This window comes from Chryseobacterium sp. MHB01 (genome assembly GCF_034651565.1).
GTDB lineage: Bacteria > Bacteroidota > Bacteroidia > Flavobacteriales > Weeksellaceae > Chryseobacterium > Chryseobacterium nepalense.
This window is the reverse complement of the sequence record NZ_JAYEDA010000015.1, coordinates 44,766-67,479: the sequence shown is the minus strand read 5'-3', so window position 1 is coordinate 67,479 and position 22,714 is coordinate 44,766. Positions and strand designations below refer to the sequence as shown.

19 protein-coding genes are annotated in these 22,714 nt (G+C 37.8%); 12 read left to right on the top strand and 7 right to left on the bottom strand.

Annotation, left to right across the window (positions count from 1 at the left end; genetic code table 11):
- The first annotated feature begins 163 nt into the window (after positions 1–163).
- The 5 genes from hppD to U9K52_RS18750 all read left to right on the top strand — a co-directional run bounded on the left by hppD (position 164) and on the right by U9K52_RS18750 (position 4,507).
- Positions 164–1,294, top strand: coding sequence for a 4-hydroxyphenylpyruvate dioxygenase (gene hppD / locus U9K52_RS18770; RefSeq protein WP_263602476.1), 1,131 nt, complete (start codon positions 164–166; stop codon positions 1,292–1,294).
- Positions 1,295–1,363: 69 nt separating this feature from the next.
- Positions 1,364–1,840, top strand: a complete 477-nt coding sequence (locus U9K52_RS18765) for a hypothetical protein (protein WP_322927728.1) — start codon at positions 1,364–1,366, stop codon at positions 1,838–1,840.
- Between the two features lie 103 nt (positions 1,841–1,943).
- Positions 1,944–3,191, top strand: a complete 1,248-nt coding sequence (fahA, locus tag U9K52_RS18760; protein WP_322927727.1) for a fumarylacetoacetase — start codon at positions 1,944–1,946, stop codon at positions 3,189–3,191.
- Positions 3,192–3,219: 28 nt separating this feature from the next.
- Entirely contained in the window at positions 3,220–3,552 is a 333-nt protein-coding gene (locus tag U9K52_RS18755; protein WP_263602474.1) for a GxxExxY protein, read from the top strand.
- Between the two features lie 133 nt (positions 3,553–3,685).
- The gene (locus tag U9K52_RS18750) at positions 3,686–4,507 is read left to right on the top strand and encodes a flavin reductase family protein (RefSeq protein ID WP_263602473.1); all 822 of its coding nucleotides are present in this window, start codon (positions 3,686–3,688) and stop codon (positions 4,505–4,507) included.
- 78 nt (positions 4,508–4,585) lie between these two features.
- Here U9K52_RS18750 and U9K52_RS18745 read toward each other — a convergent pair whose 3' ends face one another.
- Positions 4,586–5,434, bottom strand: a complete 849-nt coding sequence (locus U9K52_RS18745) for an alpha/beta hydrolase family protein (protein ID WP_263602472.1) — start codon at positions 5,432–5,434, stop codon at positions 4,586–4,588.
- 153 nt (positions 5,435–5,587) lie between these two features.
- On the opposite strand from U9K52_RS18745, the gene U9K52_RS18740 reads away from it, so the two are divergent.
- The 4 genes from U9K52_RS18740 (at position 5,588) to U9K52_RS18725 (ending at position 8,985) form a co-directional block, all read left to right on the top strand.
- Complete coding sequence (locus U9K52_RS18740; protein WP_263602471.1) at positions 5,588–6,361, top strand: HipA family kinase; 774 nt, start codon at positions 5,588–5,590, stop codon at positions 6,359–6,361.
- The gene (locus U9K52_RS18735; RefSeq protein WP_263602470.1) at positions 6,348–6,731 is read left to right on the top strand and encodes a DUF3037 domain-containing protein; all 384 of its coding nucleotides are present in this window, start codon (positions 6,348–6,350) and stop codon (positions 6,729–6,731) included. Before U9K52_RS18740 ends, U9K52_RS18735 begins: the two co-directional genes overlap by 14 nt.
- 76 nt (positions 6,732–6,807) lie before the next feature.
- On the top strand, positions 6,808–7,803 hold the full coding sequence (locus tag U9K52_RS18730; RefSeq protein WP_322927726.1) for an alpha/beta hydrolase: 996 nt from the start codon (positions 6,808–6,810) through the stop codon (positions 7,801–7,803).
- 93 nt (positions 7,804–7,896) lie between these two features.
- Positions 7,897–8,985, top strand: a complete 1,089-nt coding sequence (locus tag U9K52_RS18725; protein ID WP_322927725.1) for a serine hydrolase — start codon at positions 7,897–7,899, stop codon at positions 8,983–8,985.
- A 107-nt stretch (positions 8,986–9,092) separates the two neighbouring features.
- On the opposite strand, the gene U9K52_RS18720 is transcribed toward U9K52_RS18725, so the two are convergent.
- The 6 genes from U9K52_RS18720 to U9K52_RS18695 form a co-directional block, all read right to left on the bottom strand.
- The gene (locus tag U9K52_RS18720; protein WP_322927724.1) at positions 9,093–9,860 is read right to left on the bottom strand and encodes a phospholipase D family protein; all 768 of its coding nucleotides are present in this window, start codon (positions 9,858–9,860) and stop codon (positions 9,093–9,095) included.
- Positions 9,861–9,947: 87 nt separating this feature from the next.
- Entirely contained in the window at positions 9,948–10,766 is an 819-nt protein-coding gene (locus tag U9K52_RS18715) for an alpha/beta hydrolase (RefSeq protein WP_322927723.1), read from the bottom strand.
- A 104-nt stretch (positions 10,767–10,870) separates the two neighbouring features.
- Positions 10,871–13,600, bottom strand: a complete 2,730-nt coding sequence (locus tag U9K52_RS18710) for a TonB-dependent receptor plug domain-containing protein (protein WP_322927722.1) — start codon at positions 13,598–13,600, stop codon at positions 10,871–10,873.
- 107 nt (positions 13,601–13,707) lie between these two features.
- Positions 13,708–16,041 carry an ATP-dependent helicase gene (locus U9K52_RS18705; RefSeq protein ID WP_263602465.1) on the bottom strand — a complete coding sequence of 778 codons (2,334 nt, stop codon included), beginning with the start codon at positions 16,039–16,041 and terminating at the stop codon, positions 13,708–13,710.
- 136 nt (positions 16,042–16,177) lie between these two features.
- Positions 16,178–16,552 (bottom strand): response regulator transcription factor, encoded by a 375-nt coding sequence (locus U9K52_RS18700; RefSeq protein WP_248394544.1) that lies wholly within the window; start codon positions 16,550–16,552, stop codon positions 16,178–16,180.
- 12 nt (positions 16,553–16,564) lie between these two features.
- The gene (locus U9K52_RS18695; RefSeq protein WP_322927721.1) at positions 16,565–18,421 is read right to left on the bottom strand and encodes a PAS domain S-box protein; all 1,857 of its coding nucleotides are present in this window, start codon (positions 18,419–18,421) and stop codon (positions 16,565–16,567) included.
- 380 nt (positions 18,422–18,801) lie between these two features.
- Here U9K52_RS18695 and U9K52_RS18690 point away from each other — a divergent pair, with 380 nt between their 5' ends.
- From U9K52_RS18690 to secG, 3 genes are all read left to right on the top strand, one after another.
- Positions 18,802–20,115 (top strand): M16 family metallopeptidase, encoded by a 1,314-nt coding sequence (locus tag U9K52_RS18690; RefSeq protein WP_248394546.1) that lies wholly within the window; start codon positions 18,802–18,804, stop codon positions 20,113–20,115.
- A gap of 45 nt (positions 20,116–20,160) precedes the next feature.
- Entirely contained in the window at positions 20,161–22,206 is a 2,046-nt protein-coding gene (locus U9K52_RS18685; RefSeq protein ID WP_248394547.1) for a M16 family metallopeptidase, read from the top strand.
- A 130-nt stretch (positions 22,207–22,336) separates the two neighbouring features.
- Entirely contained in the window at positions 22,337–22,693 is a 357-nt protein-coding gene (secG, locus tag U9K52_RS18680) for a preprotein translocase subunit SecG (RefSeq protein WP_263602461.1), read from the top strand.
- Positions 22,694–22,714: the final 21 nt, after the last annotated feature.

Below are 22,714 nucleotides of genomic sequence, written 5' to 3'. Positions count from 1 at the left end.
GTCTTTTTAAGCGTAATAATTTTTTATTTCTTTTGCAGTTTAAAAATAAAATTCTCGCATTTTGTTTTTATTAAAATTTAACTAACAACTGTTTGTTTTCAATTTTAAAAGTTTCGCAAAATTTTGTAATTTGCAAACAATATATAAAAGTAAAAATAGAAATATGTCAACACTTACATTTGCCGAAAAAATTGCTCAAGCAGAGAATTTTTTACCGATTAACGGTACAGATTACATTGAGTTCTATGTAGGAAATGCAAAACAGGCTGCGCATTATTATAAAACCGCTTTCGGTTTCCAGTCTGTAGCATATGCCGGTCCTGAAACCGGCGTGAGAGATCGTGCTTCATACGTTCTTCAGCAGGGAAAAATCAGATTGGTGCTTACCACTGGATTAAAATCTGATTCCCCGATAAACGAACACGTAAAAAAGCATGGTGACGGAGTTAAAATTTTGGCACTTTGGGTGGATGACGCTTATAAAGCATTCGAAGAAACAACCAAAAGAGGAGGTAAACCGTATCTGGAACCGATGACAATTACCGATGAAAACGGTGAAGTAAGAATGTCCGGAATCTATACATATGGAGAAACCGTACACATGTTCATCGAAAGAAAAAACTATACAGGTCCTTTCATGCCGGGTTACGAAAAATGGGAAAGTGACTACAAACCTGAAGAAGCAGGCCTATTATATGTAGATCACTGTGTAGGAAATGTAGACTGGAACAGAATGGTTCCAACGGTAGAATGGTATGAAAAAGTAATGGGATTCGTAAACATCCTTTCTTTCGATGACAAACAGATCAATACAGAATATTCTGCGCTGATGTCTAAAGTAATGTCAAACGGGAACGGATACGCAAAATTCCCGATCAACGAACCGGCTGAAGGGAAAAAGAAATCTCAGGTAGAAGAATATCTTGATTTCTATGAGGGAGAAGGCGTACAGCATATTGCGGTAGCAACAAAAGATATTATCCATACAGTAACAGAACTGAAGAGACGTGGTGTGGAATTCCTTTCCGCTCCGCCAGAAGCTTATTACGATATGGTTCCTGAAAGAGTGGGACATATTGATGAGGATCTTAAGAAACTTCAGGAGTTAGGCATCCTTATTGATCATGATGAAGAAGGGTATTTATTACAGATCTTTACAAAACCTGTGGAAGACCGCCCTACTCTTTTCTTTGAAATCATTGAAAGACACGGTGCACAAAGCTTCGGAGCAGGAAACTTCAAAGCATTGTTCGAAGCGCTGGAAAGAGAACAGGAAAGAAGAGGAAATCTTTAATTTTAATAACAATATAAAGTTTTGTCAGGATCGAAAGTCTTGACAAAACTTTTTTATAAGCACATCATTATGAGGAAAACATTATTAGCAATTTTATTTGCCGGAACAATATGTACTGCAAAAGCACAGTACGGAACAATGGATCAGATTCTTACCCGGCTTGAAGAAAGATCAGGCGTTAACCAGAATCTGGAATCCGTAAATATTGACGATAAAAAATTTGTTTTCATCAAAGATGAGGCAGACCATATGGAAAGGGATTTTATTATTATCAAGGGAAATAAAGCCACTTACGTAGAAGTATTTGACGACAAAGCAACCGGAAAGAGTACTTCCAATGTTTTCTCGGGAGATGTTATTAGAAAGAAAAACATTATTTCTCTTAGGGCAGACATGCTCGAGAATAAGAAAGTACCTATCCCGCTTACCAAGACATTACTTTTAACAAAACAGGACAATATTCTCTATCTTATTGATGTCAATACAAAAGCCAGATGGATTGATGAAGCGTCCCTTTCTGTTAACAAATCTAAATCAAAAAAATAAATACTTTGAAATTTTTGAGTAAGCAAAACTCAGAATCAATTCAAAATTATTTTAATTAAAAATCGTAACGGATTTTGATATAAATCCACCTAAACTCTAAATTATGAAATCATTTGTAGAATATTCCGCAGATTCAGACTTCTCTATACATAATATCCCTTTCGGTGTTGCCGTTTTCAACAAAGAATATATCGGCTGCTGTACGAGAATCGGTGACCAGGTTGTAGACCTTGCCACGCTTTATGACTACGGTTATTTTGAAGAAATCGAAGGTCTTATAGACAATGTATTTGAAGCGTATACTTTAAACGAATTTATCGAACTTGGAAAACCGATAACCAATGCGGTCCGATTGAAAATCCAGGAACTGCTGAAGGAGGATTCTATACTTTCCAAAGATGAAAAGACTATTGAAGAAGCATTTTATGATTTGGATAAAGTAAAAATGATGATGCCGGTACACATCCCGAATTACACGGATTTTTACAGCAGCATCGAGCATGCAACGAACGTTGGTAAAATGTTCAGGGATCCTGCCAATGCTTTATTGCCCAACTGGAAACATCTTCCTGTAGGATATCACGGAAGAGCTTCGTCAATCGTTGTGTCAGGAACGGAAATCAACCGACCAAAAGGCCAGATGAAACCTGCCGATGTTGAAAAACCGGTATTCGGTCCTTGCAAACAGCTAGATTTTGAACTGGAAATGGCATTCATCATTAACAAAAATACAGAGATGGGCGAAAGTATTTCTACAAAAGATGCCGAAGACGCAATTTTTGGAATGGTAATTTTCAACGACTGGTCGGCTAGAGATATTCAATCTTGGGAATATGTTCCATTAGGACCATTTTTGGCTAAAAATTTCGGGTCTTCGGTTTCTCCGTGGGTAGTTACTCTGGAAGCGCTGGAACCGTTCAGAACTGCTTCTCCAGAACAGGATCCTGAAGTATTGGAATATTTACAATTTGAAGGTGATAAAAACTACGACATCAATCTTGAAGTATACATTCAGCCTGAAAACGGCGAACAAAATCTGATCTGCGAGAGCAATTACAAACACATGTACTGGAATATGACCCAGCAGCTGGCACATCATACCGTAAACGGATGTAATGTTGAGGTGGGTGATATGTACGCCAGCGGAACTATTTCGGGAAGCGACCCGAAATCTTTCGGTTCTATGCTTGAACTGACGTGGAGAGGACAGAATCCAATCACTTTAAGCAACGGCGAAGAAAGAAAATTCATCAATGACAATGATACCGTTACCATGAAAGCATGGGCTGAAAAAGACGGGATTCGTGTTGGTTTCGGTGAAGTTTCGGGTAAAATTATTCCAGCAAAATAGTTTAACCACAAAAGTCACAAAAGCTTTAATGATCACACAAGCTGATTTAACTGATTTAACTTACAAGATTAATGGCGCTTGCATAGAAGTTCACAAAATTTTAGGAGCCGGATTATTGGAAAGTGTATATCATAAATGTCTAGAAGAAGAACTTAAATTAAGACAGCTTGAATTTAAGTCAGAGTTTAAAATTCCTATTATTTATAAAGGTAAAAATCTTGAATGTGACTTCTTTTGTGATTTTTTAATTGAAGATTTAATTGTACTTGAATTAAAAGCAGTTTCAGAACTGAAAGAAATTCACCGTGCACAAGTTTTAAATTATATTAACTTAATGAAAAACCCAAAGGCATATTGGTAATTTTAATGTAAAAATTTATATCATAATGGACATGAAACTTTTGTAAATAAATATTACGATATGCTTTTGTGATCTTGAAAAGATTTAAAATTATTTTCATAAAACTTTTGTGACTTTTGTGGTTAATAAAAAAATGAAAACACTCATCCCATCCGAAATAACTCCAGTACAGCTGCAGACCGTAATGCAGACTGCTATCTCACCGAGGCCGATTGCCCTGGCTTCCACGGTAGATGAAAATGGTAACAGCAATCTATCGCCGTTCAGTTTCTTTAATATGTTCAGTACGGTTCCTCCGATTTTGATCTTTTCACCATCGAGAAGAGTGCGCGACAATACAACAAAACATACCCTGGAAAATATCCTTAAGGTTTCTGAAGTCGTTATAGGAACTGTAAATTTTCCGATTGTACAGCAAATTTCATTAGCCTCTACCGAATATGGGGACGGTGTAAATGAATTCATTAAATCCGGGCTGACCATGAAAGATGCTGATCTGGTTACCCCAAAACTGGTTGAAGAGTGCCCTGTCAATTTTGAATGTAAGGTTTTAGAAGTAAAACCATTAGGAGACAAAGGCGGTGCAGGAAATCTAGTGATTTGTGAAGTGCAGAAAATTCATATCAGGGAAGAATACCTTAATGAAGAAGGAAATCTAGATCAGGCAAAACTCGATATGGTTGCACGCTTAGGAAGCAACTGGTACTCAAGAAATAACGAAAGTAATCTTTTTGAAGTTCCAAAACCTCTTGTAACAAAAGGAATTGGCTTTGATCTTCTTCCTGATGAAATTAAATTCAGTAAAGTATTTACAGGAAACGATTTGGGAATGTTGGCTAATATAGAAGTTTTACCAGAAGGGAATTTTCATTCCGACGAAACCATCCATAAGAGTGCACAGCTGCTTCTTTTGGAAAGCAAAATTGATGAAGCCTGGAAAATTTTAATAAAATAAATATAGCAAAAGCCAGAAATTTCACAGCCTTAAAAGAATAGTAACCTTTCTCTTTACTTCTGGCTTTTTATGTTATTGTTATTCATTGACTATTTTTTCATTAATGAAGTCAATACATCTTTCAACTGCATTATTTAAATATACAGGCAGCGAGATTTCTTCCCACGGTTCTTTTGCGCCAAACGTATGGTCAGCATTTTCTATTAAATAAAGTTCGGAATTCGGATGCAGAAGATGAAGATGCTCAGCATTTTTCACGCTTACGCTTTCATCATTAGTTCCATGAATAATCAGAAAATGTGCCTTAGCCATTTCAGTTGCTCTTTCAACATCAAAACGATGAATATCTTTTTCATAATCTTCATAAAATTGATAGTAGTGTGGCATCTCCTGTTTGGTTCTTCCGTTGACAACATAATAAATGCCTTCATTTTTCCATTGCTCAAAGGCTTCATTTTTGGGAAAGCGATCCAGTGTATCGACACTGGCAAGCGTGATCAATCCATTAATTCTCTCATCTTCATAAGTTTTAATGATAGAAATTCCTCCTCCCCTGCTATGGCCTATTAGAATAATTTTATGATCATCAACTTTCTCATGTTTACTAAAATAATCTATGACCACGCCAAGATCAGAAAGTTCTTTTGAATAATTATTGTTCCCAAATGACTCAAGATCAGCAAAATTATGGGGATCTTCAATAGTAGTTCCGTTATGCGAAAAATTAAATTTAACAAAGAAAAATCCTGCTTCAGAAAATTTCTCCGCCATTAAATCCCACGCACCCCAGTCTTTATAGCCTTTATAGCCGTGTACAAAAATAACAAGTGGTAATTGTTTTTCTTCTTCGGGATAAAATGCATCCGCAAGAAAATCTTTGGTTTCAGGGTTTGAAATAATAATATTCTGCTTTTTTGTGATCTCCATTTTTACTTTTTTAAACTTTAAATATCTCAAACTCGAAAAATTTCCCGACTTTTTTAAAAAGACATATATAAGATAAATTTAACAGTGAGATTATTTTACCTAAAAATAGTATAAATAGAAATAAACACAAAGTAAAAATCTTATTTTTGCGGTATGTTGAATTTAAGAACAGTCACGGTCATGCGTTACATCCTGCCTCTTCGGGAAGGAGGTTCTCTCCCCGCTCTGGCAGAAGCTGATGATGATTTTAAATATGTTTTAAAATTCCGTGGCGCGGGTCACGGTGTTAAAATGCTGATTTCTGAACTTTTAGGCGGAAAAATCACCGAAGCTTTAGGATTACAGATTCCCGAGCTGGTTTTTGTAAACCTCGACGTCGATTTCGGAAGGACTGAAGCAGATGAAGAAATTCAGGACCTGCTGAAATTTTCTGAAGGTCTGAATCTCGGGTTACATTATCTGTCCGGATCTATTGCTTACGATCCGAGTGTAAAAATCGATCCGCTGCTGGCATCAAAAATCGTTTGGCTGGATGCTTTCATTACTAATATCGACCGTACTTTCAAGAATACCAATCTTTTGATGTGGCATAAAGAATTATGGGTGATTGATAATGGTGCATCCTTTTACTTCCATCATTCCTGGCAGAATTTTGATACTGCTGCAAAAACACCTTTTAAATACGTTAAGGATCACGTTCTTCTGCCTCAGGCTACACAGCTGGATGAAGCAGACCGATTTGCAAAAGAGCATCTGAACGAAAATATTTTCAGGGAAATTGTAAACCTTATCCCGGAAAACTGGCTGCATTGGGAAGATGCTGATGAAAGCCCGGAAGAAATCCGTGAAATTTATTTTAATTTCCTGAAAACAAGACTGGAACATTCTGAAATCTTTTTAAACGAAGCCAAAAATGCAAGAGGATAAAATTTACGAATACGCTGTAATACGCTTGGTTCCAAAGGTTGAAAGAGAAGAGTTTTTCAACATCGGGCTGATCATGTTCTCTAAAAAAGAAAAATATATCAGGGTGGGTTATTATCTGTGTCCGGATAAATTCAGGTTAATGCGAAGCAAGCTTGATTATGATGATATTATTCAAAATCTTAAAAGTTTCCAGAAAATAGCAGACGGAGATCAGGAAGGCGGACCTATTGCAAAGCTGGATATCCCGGAACGTTTTCGCTGGCTGACAGCAGTACGAAGTTCTGTTGTACAGACTTCAAGACCTCATCCGGGAAAATCAAAAGATCTTGAGAAGACGTTTGAAAAGCTCTTTGATGAGCTTATTCTTTAAGAGCAGTTAAAACAGCATTTTTTTGGTAAAGTTTTTGAGGGGTTTGAGAATGAATAACTAAGCAATAATATATTCTATGAACTTTTCCACGAACCATACATTATTCAGCAGGTTTATGATAAACCTGCTTTTTGTTTTCTTCTTAAGTTTCTATCAAATCAGTTATGCCCAGGATCTGCCGGAAACAAAAATTCCTCCCAGTACATTGCTCCCGGAAAAAACACTTTTCTCTCAAAATATTATATACAAGACAAACAGTGTGGGAACACCGGTTTCATTAGATATATACAGACCTAAAACTCCAAGATCCGGAAAATTGCCAGTAGTAATTTATGTACATGGTGGAGCCTGGGCAAAAGGCGACAAGATCGTAAGGGCTAACAATTATATTGAAAATTTCATAGCAAAATTGGTTGAAAAAAACTTCGCTGTCATCAGCATCGAATATACACTGGTAAGCGATAAGATACATTTTCCTTTACCTATTGAAGATACCAAAGATGCTGTGCGCTGGGTAAGAAAAAATGCAGAAAAGTATGATTTTGATCCGGAAAATATAGGATATTTTGGAGTTTCATCCGGTGCGCACCTGTCGCTGCTTGCGGCATATACTGATGACACCCAATATACCGGAAGCCCTGAACTTTCAGGATATTCCGCGAAAGTAAATTATGTGGTCGATAATTTCGGTCCGACTGATTTGAATAAGCTTCTGCACACCAGATTAGGAAAAGTTCCGGTATCCATTGTCGGGCTCTTTTTTAAACCGATTGTAGAAATCCGGGAAAAACTCGTTTATGGAATTTCCGGTTACAATATCAATAAGGAAAAAAGAAAGGCGATCGATTATCTAGAGACCGTTTCTCCAGTAAATGATACCGAGGATGGCGTTCCCACTTTTATCCTTCACGGAAACAAAGACAAAGTGGCTCCTTTAAAACATTCTAAGAGACTGGTGAAAAAGCTCAAAAAAAATAATATTGAGAACCAGTTAATTGTTGTAGAAGGCGGAATTCATGGCTTTGGAACAACAGATAAAGCTTATCTGGATCAACTTACCGACGAAATGTAAGTTTTATCATGATGCATCAAAAGTAAATTTCAGATTTAATTTTAACTAATGTGGTATCCGTTCATCAAAGGTATGAATGTAAAACCATTTGAGATGAAATTAAAACCTGTACTCTTTATTTACGCATGCTTCTCCTTAATCGCCTGTAGCCCGAATAATTCGGAAACTGAAAATACACAAACTGAAAATCCTGCATTCACAGAAGCCATGTATTTCCCACCGTCCGGAAGTGATGTATGGGAAACAAAATCTCTTTCTTCCTTAGGTTGGCATCAGGATAAAGTTAAGGATCTGCTGAATTATCTTCAGACCAAAAATTCTAAAAGCTTTATCATTCTGCAGAACGGCAGAATTGTAATGGAAAATTATTTTTCTGGACATACTGCTACTACCCCCTGGTATTGGGCGAGTGCCGGAAAAACCTTAACATCCACCCTTACCGGAATTGCAGAGCAGGAAGGTTTTTTAAATATTAACAACAAAGTTTCAGCTTATATCGGAACCGGCTGGACGAGCGCGCCTTTAGCCAAGGAAAATTTAATTACCTGCAAAAATCTCCTCTCCATGACTTCCGGACTGGATGACAGCCTGGGTGATGATGTAAGTCCTGCCAATTTAAAATATAAGGCTGACGCAGGAACTCGTTGGGCGTATCATAATGTATATGTTAAACTTCAGGATGTTGTTGCGGCGGCGACAGGACAAACCTGGACCCAATATTTCAACGCTAAACTGAGGGATAAAATAGGAATGACCGGAAACTGGATCCAAAGCGGTGACAACAGTGTTTACTGGAGTACAACTAGAAGCATGGCCCGTTTCGGATTAATGGCTTTAAACAATGGTAACTGGAACGGAAACCAGATCATTAACTCCGCCTATTTTCAAAACGCAACCAATACTTCCCAGAATATCAATTTAGCTTACGGATATCTTTGGTGGCTCAACGGCAAATCGAGTTACCATCTTCCGCAGACCCAATTTCAGTTTAATGGAAAACTGATTCCCAGCGCGCCGGATGATCTGTTTTGTGCGTTAGGAAAAAATGACCAGAAAATCTATGTGGTTCCCGGTAAAAAAATAGTCATCATAAGAATGGGCGATGCCGCGGATAATGTAAATCTTGCTTTATCTGATTTTGATGACATTCTGTGGCAGAAAATTAACGCAGTGATTGATTAAAGGTGATGGTGAATGGTCAATCTGCTTTGCAGTGAATTTAAAAGTTCGATAATAATTTCATCTTATATTAATTCACAATTACCTGTGCAACAAATTCACATCTCGCCTTAATTATCCGGTTCATCATACAGCTGGCTTCCCCAAAACTGGATATCTCTTTCAGGCAGATTAGAATGATAAAAGATTTCTTTCATTTCTTCTATTATTTTTGCAACAGCGTTCGGATCGGTAGTTCTGATTCTGGTTTCGTGGTTGTCTTTCACGCCGCTTCCCGTAAAATTAAGAGAACCCAAATAAGCGATCTCATCATCAATAATGTAAATTTTACTATGAATAAAGGTTTTATGAGTATCGTTTCCATGAGTGGGGGAAACATATACTTTAAACGGAAACAGCTGTTTATAAGTATAATGATAAATCTTGGTTTTTTTTATTTTCTTAACGACCGAATCTCTTACCAAAAACATCAGAACAATCATAATAAAACCGTAGGCAAAGGTTACATTATTTAAAAAATACATTAATGCAAGCAAAATAAGGCCTAATCCGATCATCGCAAAAAGCAGCGTTCCTGAAAGGCTTATAAGATCATTCCTTTTTTGCTGTGCTTTTTCATCAACATGTCTATGCTGGATAATAAGCTTGTGAATATTTTTGTCATACCCGTAAAAGTCCTCGATTTCATCACTGGTAATCAACCGGATCTTAATTCCTTTAGAATGAAGGTAAATAAGCTCTTTAATTAAAAAAGGTGAAAGATAAGGAGAAACAATTTTCACATTTTCCTGAGCATTCCTGATGTCCTGCAGCATCTTTGCGCCCGCATTTTTTCCAATATAAATATCACAAAGTGCATTGTTGTAGAAAATTCCCATACCGAAATAAATTTTAATCCCATTTGAAAGGACAAAAAAACTTTGCAAATAATTTGCAAAGCTACTGTTCAACTATTTATTAAATGTTTATTTTTTCAGTTTTTCAACTCTTTTGATTTCATTAAGCAATAAAGGAAAAGCAGGCAGGGCCATTCCTCCGTGATCGAATCCCTGAAGTTCGTACAATGTGGTTTCCTTATGGCCTTTCAGTTTCATCATACGGGCCATGTACGCATTTTCTTCATACCTTCCCAACAGTTCTTTTTCACGGTCACCGGTTATGAGAAGCAACGGCGGTGCATCTGCCCTAATGAAATGAAGCGGTGCATATTCATCAATTCTGGCATCCAGTTCATCAATCCCTTTCTCTTTTCTTATGGTAAAATGGGATATCATTTGTCCGCTGAAGGGAACGATTGCGGCAAGCTTATTGGCATCAATTCCATAGGTATTGAGGTACATTTTATTTAGTCCTACCATAATCGCAAGATAGCCTCCGGCTGAATGTCCGGAAATAAAAATTTTGCTTTCATCACCTCCGTATCTTTTAATATTATTAAAAACCCAGGCCGTAGCTGCTGCTGCATCTTCAATATACTTGGGAGCATTTACTTTTGGCGAAAGCCTGTAATTAACACCAATCACGGCAATCCCTTTATTTTTTAAAGCTTCGGGAATTTCTTTTTCTCCACCTGTGATTCCTCCGCCATGAAACCAGATTACCGTGGAAAAGTTTTTAGTATTTTTAGGAACATATAGATCCAGAACGCATCTTTCGTTGATGTAAACATCAGATGCATTCGTTTTTTCATCATAATAATGAATATTGTTTTCGGTACGGTATTCCTGTGAAAAAAACGGTACTGAAAACAGTGTAAAAACTAAAAATATCAGAATCCTTTTCATTGTCAACTTTATTTGATGGTTTAAAGATACAAATTGAAGTCCAGTTATATAAAAAATGAACCCGGAATATCCGGATTCATTGTAAATTCAGTATAAAAGCAGGCTTAAAAATTAAAATTAAGTCTTGTAAACACAAACCTTCCGTTTTGCCCGAACTGTGAGGTTGACCGGGAATAGATAAACTGGTCATTATTACTGGACGCAGGGAGATTTTTAGTGGGATAAATATCAAACAGATTGTTCACCCCTGCTGTAAGACCGATATTCTTAGTAAACTGGTATGCTAAAGACACATCGGTAATGATTTTGTCGGTAATTTCCTGGTGTTCATTAGGAGAAACAATCCCGTCTCCATTGGCGTCGATAATATCCGGGCTGGTCACTTTACCGAAATAGGTATTTCTAAGATAGAAAATGGCCTTTCCAAAACTAAGCTGATTGGATAAACTTGCTTTTACTCTCGGTACGGCTTCTTCCAGGTAAATTCTTGAAGCTTCGGAAAAATAGATATTTTCTAAGCTCGGGGACTGTAAAGAACCTGAGGAATGGATATCACCCACTTTTTTGGTTTTGTTGAGGTTGACTGCAAAATTATTATCAAGTTTTAAACCTGAGAATCTAATGTTATGACTGATTACCACATCCAATCCTTTCGTTTCGGTATCTATTGCATTGGCAAAAAGCTGGGCTGCATTTACACCTGCAGCATCAAAAGCAGCCTGAGCCTGCGGAGAAACAGCAGCTCTTGTGAACTGTCCTGTAAGAACAATTCGGTCATCAATTCTGGTAAAATATCCGTCTGCTGTAAAACTCAGGTTCGCAGAAGGAATTTTATAAGTAAATCCCACACTCGCTGATTTTGAGGTTTCCTGTTTCAGGCTTGGGATTCCCAATAAATTGGCAATTCTGGAATCATTGCTGAAAGTTCCCACTTCCAGAAGCTGTCCGTTGGTAAATAATGTAGAAGTTACATTATAATAAATCTGATGAATAGAAGGCGCCCTGAAACCTGTAGAACCTGCAAACCTGAAGTTGAGATTATCATCAAGCTTAATTCTTGAAGCCAATTTATAATTAAATGTAGATCCGAAATCTGAATAATTTTCATAGCGCACTGCGGCATCAGCCAAAAGCCAGTCGGTAAAGTTGAATTCAAAATCGGCATATCCTGCCACGGCCTGTCGGTTTTTATCGACCGCATTTGCAGCCCTGAAACCTCCGAAAACCTGCGATCCGCCCGGAAGGAGATTCCCAAAGAAGTCAGTAGGCTTCAAATTATTCGGAGTAGCAGCCGTCTGTAAATTACCATTGATATCATACGCTGAATAGGAGGCTTCTTCTCCTGGTGTTATTTTAAAGTTTTCATAACGATGTTCTGCACCGAATGCGATGTTGATCCCGCTCCAAACATCATATTTTTTTGAAAAATCCAGATTAATGGTGTTTTGGGAAAACCTCAGCCCTCCTGCATCAAATTCATTTGGAGAATTAAATCGTAAAGAGGTGTTCCCTGTATTTTTGATGTCATAATTAAAAGAATTATGTCCGAACGTATTGCTGAAATCAACATTCCAGCCTTTCCAGTTTCCTTTAATTCCTGCAGAAAGAGAAAGATCCTGAATATCGGTCCCGATCTGCGGCAGATATCCATTCGGGTATAATCCCGTAAAGGTTCTGCTTTGGTTGGGTCTTCTGTAGAAGCCTCCGGAAGTACCGTGCCTGAAGCTGTAACCGCCAAAAGTATAAACTTTCCAGTTGTCATTCAACGGCACTTCAATATTGGCGAAAAGCTGATGATTATTCAGTTTGGACTGTCCCACCTGCATATTGAAATCTTTTCTGTTCAATCCACGGTAAGCCAGCTCCTGATCGGTTACATTGGCGCCCAAAAGTCCTTGTAATGCAGAAATTGTAGTTGCCGACTGGATCTGATTCTGATAAGCCTGGGAAAAATAGTTTACATCCTGCGCATACTGGTGAATCGTATTAATAATCTGCTGTGAGTTTGCCGTATTGTTGATGTTGCTGAACAGTGAAGAAAGATTGACACCGTTATTTAAAGCACGCTGCTCAATCGCATTGTAGGCATTGAAAATATTTCCGCTTTCCGTTCCCGCTCTGAAAGTAGGATTCCGGAACTGTGAAGTCCAGGTAATATTGTAGAAACCTCCTTTTTTCCCGATTTTATTCCCGTAATTAAGGTCAACCTGAATATTCTGACCGTCAAAATCTCCGGTATGATCATTTGCTGCAGGCGTAAGATTTCCGCCATAGCTTAACTGTCCCGTGAGTTTTCCGGTATCTTTTTTTAAGCCTAAATTAATAACTCCGGCAATCGCATCGGAACCATACTGCGCAGAAGCACCATCTCTTAAAACTTCAATCCTGTTGATGGCAAAAGACGGAATGGCATTCAGGTCTGTTCCTACCGTTCCTCTTCCCGGTGATCCGTTTACATTTACAAGTGCCGAAGTATGCCTTCTTTTTCCGTTTACCAAAACCAAAACCTGATCCGGACCAAGCCCTCTCAGCTGTGCAGGGTCCAGATGATCGGTACCGTCTGCATTAGTCTGTATGGTTGATGTAAATGACGGCGCAATGGCGTTAAGAATTTGTCCTATATTAGTTTGCGGTAAAATAACCGAAGACTCTTTAATATTAAACACATCCACCGGAACAGGACTGTCTGTTTTGGACCTCGCTCCACTTCTGGAACCCAGGATCACAACTTCTTCTACATTATTTGTTTTGAGTGTATCCTTTTCCTGTGCATAGGTAAATGTTCCCAGGAAAAATAATACGGAAGCCGAAAGTATAGCTTTTTTATTTTTCATACATTGCTCTTTTACTATTTGAAGCAGCAAATGTAAAGCATATTTATTAGTCCACAAAATTTATAGACTAATTAAATACAGAAATTTTAAACCTCTGTTTTTGTTTTTTAAATCTTAGTTAGTTTAGCATATTTCAGAATAAGATTTTTTTCTCCTTCATGCTGGAAAATAACCTTTGCTTTGATATTCTGAGGATCGGTACCATCCAGGAAAGTCACTTCACCGATTCCGAAACGGTCGTGTCTTACTTTATCACCTACTTCTATATCCTGAGAAGATGCGCCGCTCGGATTGATGATTTTTGCAGTGCTCACCGGTTTAAGCTTTCTCGGTTCGGCGATAGGTTTAGAATCTCCGCTTCTTTCGATGGTTTTCTTTTCAACTTTTTTGAAACTTCTCATTTCAGACGGATGCTCGTCGAAAATATTGGATCTTACCCCTGAATTATTGATGAAACGTTTTTCAATAGCCGGATTTACAAATTCCAGATAGATATCATCAATTTCGCTAAGGAATCTTGACGGTTCTGCATCAGTAATTTTCCCCCACTGGAATCGTGAAATGGCATATGAGAAAAATGCCTGCTTTTCAGCTCTCGTGAGAGCAACATAGAACAAACGTCTTTCTTCTTCAAGATCTTCCCTGGTAGATGAACTCATAAAGCTCGGGAACAGGTTTTCTTCCAGACCCACCAGGTGTACAACCGGGAATTCCAGCCCTTTTGAAAGGTGAATGGTCATTAGAGAAACCATATCTTCTTCATTATTTTTATCTTGGGTATCTGCGGATAGGGCAATATTTTCAAGGAAATTCGGTAAGCTTGGATCACCGTCTTCCAGCTGCATCTGCTCTTCGATAAACCCCTGCATGGAGTTCATTAATTCCTGAACGTTTTCTACACGGGAAATTCCTTCCGGTGTCTGATCGTCTTTTAGGAATTTAATCAGTCCGCTCCTTTTGGCAACTTCCATGGCCACACTGTAAGCCGTTTCTGTTTTAAGCAATACCTGAAATGCTTTAATCATCGACCAGAAATCACTGAGCTTATTTAAAACGCCATTGTTAAAGCCTAAATGTGGTGAATACATCGTAAGATTATCTAATACTTTCGATACCGAAACATTCTGAGCATCGGCAAATACAACCAATTTATTCTGAGTAGTTTCACCGATTCCTCTTGCAGGATAATTAATAATCCGCATCAATGCTTCAGAATCATTTTCGTTCACCAAAAGCCGAAGGTAGGCAATCAGGTCTTTTACCTCTTTCCTTTGATAGAAAGACAGACCTCCATATACTTTATACGGAATATTCTTACGCCTTAACGCATCTTCAAAAGCCCGTGTCTGGGAGTTGGTGCGGTATAAGATTGCAAAATCACTGTATTTCCTCTGTTCACGGTTTCTGGTTTCCCAGATATTTCCGGCCACAAAATTCGCTTCATCGGCATCTGAAAGAGAGCGGTAAATCTTGATTTTATCTCCTTCTTCATTTTCACTGAAAACATTCTTCTTGAACTGCTGAAGGTTTTTAGCAATAACCACATTGGCCGCATTTACAATGTTCTGGGTAGAGCGGTAATTCTGTTCCAGGGAAACTGTTACTGCGTCCGGATAGTCTTTTTTAAAGTTTAAGATATTATAGATATTGGCACCACGGAAAGAGTAAATAGACTGTGCGTCATCTCCCACGACGCAGATATTTTCAAATTTTGAAGCCAACGCTTTTACAATAAGGTACTGGGAATGGTTGGTATCCTGATACTCATCCACGAGAATATACCTGAATCTATCCTGATACTTAGCCAGCACTTCCGGAAAGCGGGTAAGCAGCTCATTGGTTTTAAGCAAAAGGTCGTCAAAATCCATAGACCCGTTTTTGAAGCACTGCTCAACATATCGCTGATAGATCTGCCCAATAAACTTCATATTGGCCTTTTCGTCGGCCTCAATAAGTTCGGGATTGGCATAATAAGCCTTTACGGTAATCAGATTATTTTTATAGGTAGAAATTCTTGCCTGAACTTTTTTAGGTTTATACAAATCGGCATCAATATTCATATCTTTCAATACTTTTTTGATGACATTCAGGGCATCCTGCTGATCATAAATGGTAAAATTGGAAGGATATCCCAGATAGTGCGCTTCATTTCTCAGGATCCTTGCAAAAACCGAGTGAAAAGTTCCCATCCAGAGACTTCTTGCATTGCTCTGCCCCACCACTTTGGCAATACGTTCCTTCATTTCTTTTGCTGCCTTGTTGGTAAAGGTTAATGCTAAAATATTAAAAGGATCAACACCGTTTGTAATGAGATGTGCGATACGCATGGTAAGCACACGCGTCTTCCCTGAACCTGCTCCCGCAAGAACCATTAACGGTCCCTGTAACGTGGTAACAGCTTCAAATTGTGATTCATTCAGTCCTTTCAGATAATCCTCCATGCTTGCAAAAAATTTGGGAACACAAAATTAGTGTATTATATGGAGAATTCAAATTCGATGATACTGTAAATAGTGTTAAATTAATTCTTTAAAACTATAAATTTTCAGAGAAGTTGTAAGAGATATGATAATTTATCTAAGGTAATTTTATGTAATGCCTGATTCTTTCCACCATATTTCCCAGATCGAAAGGTTTGGCAATAAATTCATCTGCACCTGCATCAAGCGCAGACTGTTCCAATCCGCGGCTTGCCGACATGATGAGTACGGGAATGTCCTGAAAATGTTCATGAGCTTTGATAAGCTTGCAAAAATCTCTGCCATCTTCACCGGAAAGCCACATATCCATTAAAATAACATCAGGTTTCATATGAGGATCCAGTGCACTGAACATTTCCGAACCTTTATAAAACTTGGCAACTTCAAACCCCTCAAAATCGAGCATCATTTCAATAGAATCAACAATCGCGGGACTGTCATCCACTACCATAATTTTTGCAGCATTAGACATGATAAACTTAAATTAATTTTTATACTTGGGGATTCTGAAGCAAAAATCAGACCCTTCTCCTTCTGAAGAGGAAACAAAAATTTCTCCGCCTGTCCTTCTTATAATTTCAGCCGAGATAAAAAGTCCCAGTCCTAGCCCTGAAAATGTATAATCTTTTGATCCGCTGATCCGGTAATACTGTTCAAAAACTTTTGACTGTTTATCCTTAGGAATACCGATCCCGAAATCTTTAACATTAAATTGCGCCCGATCTCCGTGTAAGCTTGTGGAAATATGTACCTCATCAGCATCCGGTGAATATTTGATGGCGTTGCTTATAAGGTTGGCTATTACCTGGGATATTCTATGCCGGTCTGCAAAAACATCCCCGATTGCGACGGATCTGCTTACAAAAAGTTTATGTCTTGAAGTCATTTGCTGCTCTTCTACCACTTCATCCACCAGTTTATCAAAATCAAATAGAGATTCATTAAGCTGCATCTGCCCTTTCTGTATTTTGGTTACATCAAGCAATTCGTTGATAAGTCCCGTTAACAAATCAATCTGATAATCCATTCTTCTGGCAACATTTGCATTTTTAGGATCACCTGCTTTTTCAAGATTGTTCTTAATGAACTGGGTATATAATTTCAGGCTCGTAAGCGGTGTCTTAAGCTCATGGCTTGCTATTCCCAGAAGATTATCTTTCTGGGTTTCGAGTTGCTTGAATTCGTCAATATCCGTAAAAGTCCCCGTCCATTGATTGACTTCCCCGTTTTCGGCAAAATTAGGAACTGCTCTTCCGAGGAACCATCTGTAATTTCCTTTCTGCACAGGATCTTCAAGCTCATATTCCATTACGAAAGGGGTATTTGTTTTTATGCAGTCTTCCCATACCTGATCAACTTTTGCTATGGTTTCCGGCCGCATCATCCTTTTCACAAGACTGGTCTGGTTTTCGTTTTCCGTTGAGCCGGTATATCGGTACCAGCTTTTATTCATGTAGGTAATTTCTCCTTTCGTATCGCAGGTCCAGACAAACTGAGGCATAGAATCTGCAAGATCCCGGAATTTCTTTTCCCTTTCCTGAATTTCTTTTTTTGCCATTACCAGATCTGTAATGTCTACGGCCATGTTCAAGATGGCATATACTTCACCGGTAGGACTTTTCAGTGGTTTATAAGAAAAGTCATAATAAAATGTCTGAAGTTTTCCGTTTACCATAAGATCCGCACTGGCTTCTTTAGATGCATATGTTTCTCCGGTTTTGAAAATGTTTTTCAGGAGACCGATGAATGGCTGTCCCTCAAGTTCCGGAAGTGCATCTTCCAGTTTCATTCCTATTACAGAAGCGCTTTTACCCCAGGTTTTAAGCATTTGTTCATTGGCAAACTCTATATATAATTCTTCAGTACGGTAGATCGCTATGGGATAATCAGATTTTTTGATGAGATGTTCAAAGCGGTATTCACTTTCCTTAAGTTTTCTTTCTGAAAAGATCTGATCGGTAACTTCCGTGGCAACAATGCTTATTCCGATGATTTTTTTATTGTCATTATAAACCGGAGCAAAAATAAAAGTAAAGAAATATTCTTCATATTTACCATATTTTTCTAAGAATACAGGCCATTTGTTTCCTTTAAAAATTTCTCCTGTACGGTAAACATTTTCTAAAATTTCCTTGAAACCCTGCTCAATTATTTCAGGAAGTATCTCAAATAAAGATCTGCCAATAACAGAAGCTTCTTTGCCCCAAATTTCCAGCATCTGCGGATTGGCACTGTTGATACTGAAATTATCACCGGTTAGCAGACACATGGCTACAGGCGCCTGGCTAAAGAGCGTAATGAGCGACTCCTGTGAAACATTTTGCTCTAAAAAGCTTTTCATTATTTAGGATTGTTTGTTGTAAAAATAATTCATATTCCGAACACTATAAAATAAAACAATACCACGCAGTGGCGGTATTTTGAATAAATATACGACTTTGAAACGCATGTTTTAAAATTTCATATAAATATTTTTTATTGATAAAAGATATTTCTCAATTATTAAATTCATCAAAATATAATTCTATAAAATAATTATATTCACACAGTTACAATTAAAATCCCAAATACGAATTTTTGAATTATAATAAAGATAAATTCACAAATTTAGTTTATAAAAACCTTTAATTTAAACAGATTCTAAGGTCTGAAAAATTATCTTGGAAAAATTGTAACAATTAAAGTAAATTTGGCACTAATTGACAAAACAATTTCTATTTTATGAAAAAGCGACTTCTTTCTGTTGCAGCAGCGGCATTTTTCGGAATGGCTCTGAATGCGCAACAAATTAAATTTGAAGAGTATGACTTACCAAACGGTCTTCATGTAATCCTTCACCAGGACAATTCGGCACCGGTTGTAACTACAGGTGTGATGTACCATGTTGGTGCAAAGGATGAAGTAAAAGGAAGAACCGGTTTTGCTCACTTCTTCGAGCACCTTTTATTTGAAGGAACACCTAATATTAAAAGAGGTGACTGGTTTAAGATAGTTTCTTCAAACGGAGGACAAAACAACGCTAATACAACAAACGACAGAACGTATTATTACGAAACTTTCCCTTCCAACAACGAGCAACTGGGTCTTTGGATGGAGGCTGAAAGAATGCGTCATGCCGTAATCAACCAGGTGGGTGTTGATACTCAAAGAGAAGTTGTAAAAGAAGAGAAAAGATTAAGAATGGACAACCAGCCTTATGGAAATCTTTTCACAACCATTCAGAAGAATTTATTTACCAATCACCCGTACAACTGGCCTACGATTGGTTCTATGGAAGACTTGAACTCTGCAAAACTTGAAGAGTTCCAGGCATTTTATAAGAAATACTATATTCCGAACAACGCTACTTTAGTTGTTGCGGGAGATATCAAACCTGAACAGACAAAAAAATGGATTCAGGAATATTACGGAGGAATTCCTAAAGGAACGGTTTATCCTAAAAACTTCCCTAAAGACACTCCAATTACTCAGGAAAAAGAGGTAACGGCTACGGATCCAAACATCCAGCTTCCGGCTTATGTATTTGCTTACAGAACACCGGGTAACAAAGAGAAAGACGCTTATATTTTAGACATGCTTTCATCTTATCTGAGCAGTGGTAAATCTTCTGTTCTATATAAAAAATTAGTAGATCAGGACAAAAAAGCATTACAGGTAGCTGCTTTCAATCAGGGTCTTGAAGATTACGGAATCTTCGCTTTTTTCGCAATTCCAATGGGACAGACAACAAAGGCAACTTTACAGGCTGATATTGATGCTGAAATTAAAAAACTTCAGACGACTCTGATTTCCGAAGAAGATTATCAAAAACTTCAGAACCAATACGAAAATCAGTTTGTAAATGCTAACTCAAGCATCCAGGGAATTGCCGCTTCATTGGCAACAAATCATGTTTTGATGGGCGATACAAATCTTATCAACAAAGAAATCGACATTTACAGATCTATCACCAGACAGGATCTTCAGAATGCTGCTAAAAAGTATCTTAATTCAAACCAAAGAATAATCATTAATTACGTACCTGAAAAAAAGTAAACACTAATCCGGTTACTATTGATTATTAAAATTAAATTTTTACAAATGAAAAAGCAATTAACATATATAGCTGCAGCGTTTTTATTCGCAGGAACGATTTCAGCACAAAAAATAGATCTTAATGCAATGCCGAAACCGGGACCAACTCCCGCTATCAATATTGCAAAGCCAAAAACTTTCCAACTGAGCAATGGTCTTACGGTAATGGTTGTGGAAAACAACAAACTGCCAAGAGTAAACGCAAGTCTTACCATGGACAGACCTCCTTATTATGAAGGAAGTGTAGCCGGAGTAAGCGAAATCATGGCAGAACAGTTTGAAAACGGAACGACCACAATGAGTAAAGATGATTTCAACAAGAAAGTTGATTATCTTGGAGCCAATCTTTCCTTCTCTTCAAACGGAGCTGCAGCAAATTCACTTTCAAAATATTTTCCGCAGGTATTAAGCTTAATGGCTGATGCGATCATTAATCCTAAATTTTCTGCAAAAGAAATTGAAGATTCTAAAGAAAGAGCGATTGAAGGATTAAAATCTTCAGAAAAAAACGCATCTGCAATTGCTTCAAAAGTATCCAATGCATTAATGTACGGTAAGAATACTTCAAGAGGAGAATTTGAAACGGTTGAAACAATCGGGAAAATACAGCTTGCAGACGTACAGAATATTTACAAAAAATATTACGCTCCGGATAATGCTTATCTTGTAATTGTAGGTGATGTAAAATTCGAGAAGGTAAAACCAATGATCGAGAAAGCATTCAGCGGCTGGAAAAAAGCAAATACTCCGCTTAATGCTGTAGAGCCTGCATCCAACGTAGCCACTACAGAAATCGATGTTGTTGACGTACCTACCGCTGTACAGTCTGTGGTTTCCGTAAACAACATCAACAATTTAAAGATGAAGGACCCGAATTACTTCCCGGCTACCATTGCCAACTATATTCTTGGCGGTGGCGGTGAAGCAAGACTATTCATGAACCTTCGTGAGAAAAACGGATTTACTTACGGAGCCTATTCCAACATGAGTGCAAGTAAGTATTCTCCACAATTCTCCGCAAGCGCAAGCGTAAGAAATGAGGTTACAGATAAAGCAGTGAAGGAATTCATGAATGAGCTTAACGGTATTTCCAGTGTAAAGCCTGAAGAACTTGAAAACGCAAAAGCAAAACTGAAAGGATCATTTATCATGTCTCTTGAACAGCCGGCAACTATTGCAAGATTTGCCCTGAATCAGAAAATTTATGATCTTCCGGACGATTTCTATACCAATTATCTGAAATCAATCGATAAAGTAAGTGCTGCTGATGTTTCCAGTGCGGTGAATTCTACGATTTATCCAACGAAGAGCAGAATTTTCATTGCCGGAAAAGCATCGGATATTTCTGAAGGACTGGAAAAACTGGGTTATCCTGTAAAATATTATGATAAAGATGCAAATCCTGTAGCAAAACCAACGGCACAGAAAGTTGACGCCAGCGTAACGGTAGCTTCTGTTGCAGATAAATATCTTACTGCAATTGGAGGAACAGCAAACCTTTCTAAAATTTCTTCTTACACCGTAAATGCTTCTATGTCTATCCAGGGTCAGAATATCGACATGAAAATGATGAAGGCACAGGGTGGAAAAGAGATGACACAGGTAACCGCTATGGGACAGGTTGTTCAGAAGCAGGTATTTGACGGAAAAACAGGATATTCTGAGCAAATGGGACAAAAAGTTCCTATGAAGCCTGAACAGATTGCCGAAAAGCAAAAAAATACCGAGCTTTTTGAAGAAATGGCTTTCGCGAAATCTCCTGAATATAAATTAGCCGGGATTGAAAAAGTAGGAGGAGAAGATTCTTATGCAATCAAAGGGCCTGAAACAACTTATTATTACAGTGTAAAAACGGGTTTGAAAACAGGAGAAACAAGAACCGTTAAAGCACAGGGACAGGAAGTAAGTGTTCCCACTACGTTCTCTGATTACAAAGATGTTGCAGGAGTAAAAATGCCTTACACGATCTCTGTAAATCAAATGGGAATGGATATGACCATGAAAGTGAAATCTTATGAAATAAATCAGGCAAAAGATTCTGATTTTAAATAAGGCTTCTTATTTTTATAGAAAAACGGCAACAATTGTTGCCGTTTTTTATTTTTATCAAATTTGGCGCTATCTTTCTTTGCTATTCGGTAAAAAAAGATTAAATTTGCCCATTCAAAAAGATATCAAATTAATGGATTCTATATTTATACTATTGATGGTTCTTATTATGATCGCCAGTATTCTTCTGGTAATCATTGTTATGGCTCAAAATCCAAAAGGAGGAGGTCTTTCCAGTACTTTCGGGGGAGCATCTTCTGCACAGTTTGGTGTACAGAGAACCAATGACTTTATGGAAAAAGCAACATGGACTTTAGGAGCAACGATTATCGTTCTTATCCTTTTAAGCGTTGTGATTACAGGTAAACCTTCCGCTGCCGCGCCTGCACAGGTACCGGTATCAAAAGAAGCTCCGGCTAAGCAATCTTCTGCTCCGGCTGCCACTACAACGACAACAACACCGGCTCAGACTCCTGCGCCAACCAAATAAGCAAATAATTTTCTCATATAA

What these genes read in the sequence shown, in the direction of transcription:
- U9K52_RS18720 (WP_322927724.1), bottom strand. Translation starts at nt 9,860, where the DNA reads ATGGGAATTTTCTACAACAATGCACTTTGTGATATTTATATTGGAAAA.
- secG (WP_263602461.1), top strand. Translation starts at nt 22,337, where the DNA reads ATGGATTCTATATTTATACTATTGATGGTTCTTATTATGATCGCCAGT.
- U9K52_RS18765 (WP_322927728.1), top strand. Translation starts at nt 1,364, where the DNA reads ATGAGGAAAACATTATTAGCAATTTTATTTGCCGGAACAATATGTACT.
- fahA (WP_322927727.1), top strand. Translation starts at nt 1,944, where the DNA reads ATGAAATCATTTGTAGAATATTCCGCAGATTCAGACTTCTCTATACAT.
- U9K52_RS18690 (WP_248394546.1), top strand. Translation starts at nt 18,802, where the DNA reads ATGAAAAAGCGACTTCTTTCTGTTGCAGCAGCGGCATTTTTCGGAATG.
- U9K52_RS18740 (WP_263602471.1), top strand. Translation starts at nt 5,588, where the DNA reads ATGTTGAATTTAAGAACAGTCACGGTCATGCGTTACATCCTGCCTCTT.
- U9K52_RS18700 (WP_248394544.1), bottom strand. Translation starts at nt 16,552, where the DNA reads ATGTCTAATGCTGCAAAAATTATGGTAGTGGATGACAGTCCCGCGATT.
- U9K52_RS18725 (WP_322927725.1), top strand. Translation starts at nt 7,897, where the DNA reads ATGAAATTAAAACCTGTACTCTTTATTTACGCATGCTTCTCCTTAATC.
- U9K52_RS18730 (WP_322927726.1), top strand. Translation starts at nt 6,808, where the DNA reads ATGAACTTTTCCACGAACCATACATTATTCAGCAGGTTTATGATAAAC.
- U9K52_RS18755 (WP_263602474.1), top strand. Translation starts at nt 3,220, where the DNA reads ATGATCACACAAGCTGATTTAACTGATTTAACTTACAAGATTAATGGC.
- U9K52_RS18735 (WP_263602470.1), top strand. Translation starts at nt 6,348, where the DNA reads ATGCAAGAGGATAAAATTTACGAATACGCTGTAATACGCTTGGTTCCA.
- U9K52_RS18705 (WP_263602465.1), bottom strand. Translation starts at nt 16,041, where the DNA reads ATGGAGGATTATCTGAAAGGACTGAATGAATCACAATTTGAAGCTGTT.
- U9K52_RS18745 (WP_263602472.1), bottom strand. Translation starts at nt 5,434, where the DNA reads ATGGAGATCACAAAAAAGCAGAATATTATTATTTCAAACCCTGAAACC.
- U9K52_RS18695 (WP_322927721.1), bottom strand. Translation starts at nt 18,421, where the DNA reads ATGAAAAGCTTTTTAGAGCAAAATGTTTCACAGGAGTCGCTCATTACG.
- U9K52_RS18750 (WP_263602473.1), top strand. Translation starts at nt 3,686, where the DNA reads ATGAAAACACTCATCCCATCCGAAATAACTCCAGTACAGCTGCAGACC.
- U9K52_RS18710 (WP_322927722.1), bottom strand. Translation starts at nt 13,600, where the DNA reads ATGAAAAATAAAAAAGCTATACTTTCGGCTTCCGTATTATTTTTCCTG.
- hppD (WP_263602476.1), top strand. Translation starts at nt 164, where the DNA reads ATGTCAACACTTACATTTGCCGAAAAAATTGCTCAAGCAGAGAATTTT.
- U9K52_RS18685 (WP_248394547.1), top strand. Translation starts at nt 20,161, where the DNA reads ATGAAAAAGCAATTAACATATATAGCTGCAGCGTTTTTATTCGCAGGA.
- U9K52_RS18715 (WP_322927723.1), bottom strand. Translation starts at nt 10,766, where the DNA reads ATGAAAAGGATTCTGATATTTTTAGTTTTTACACTGTTTTCAGTACCG.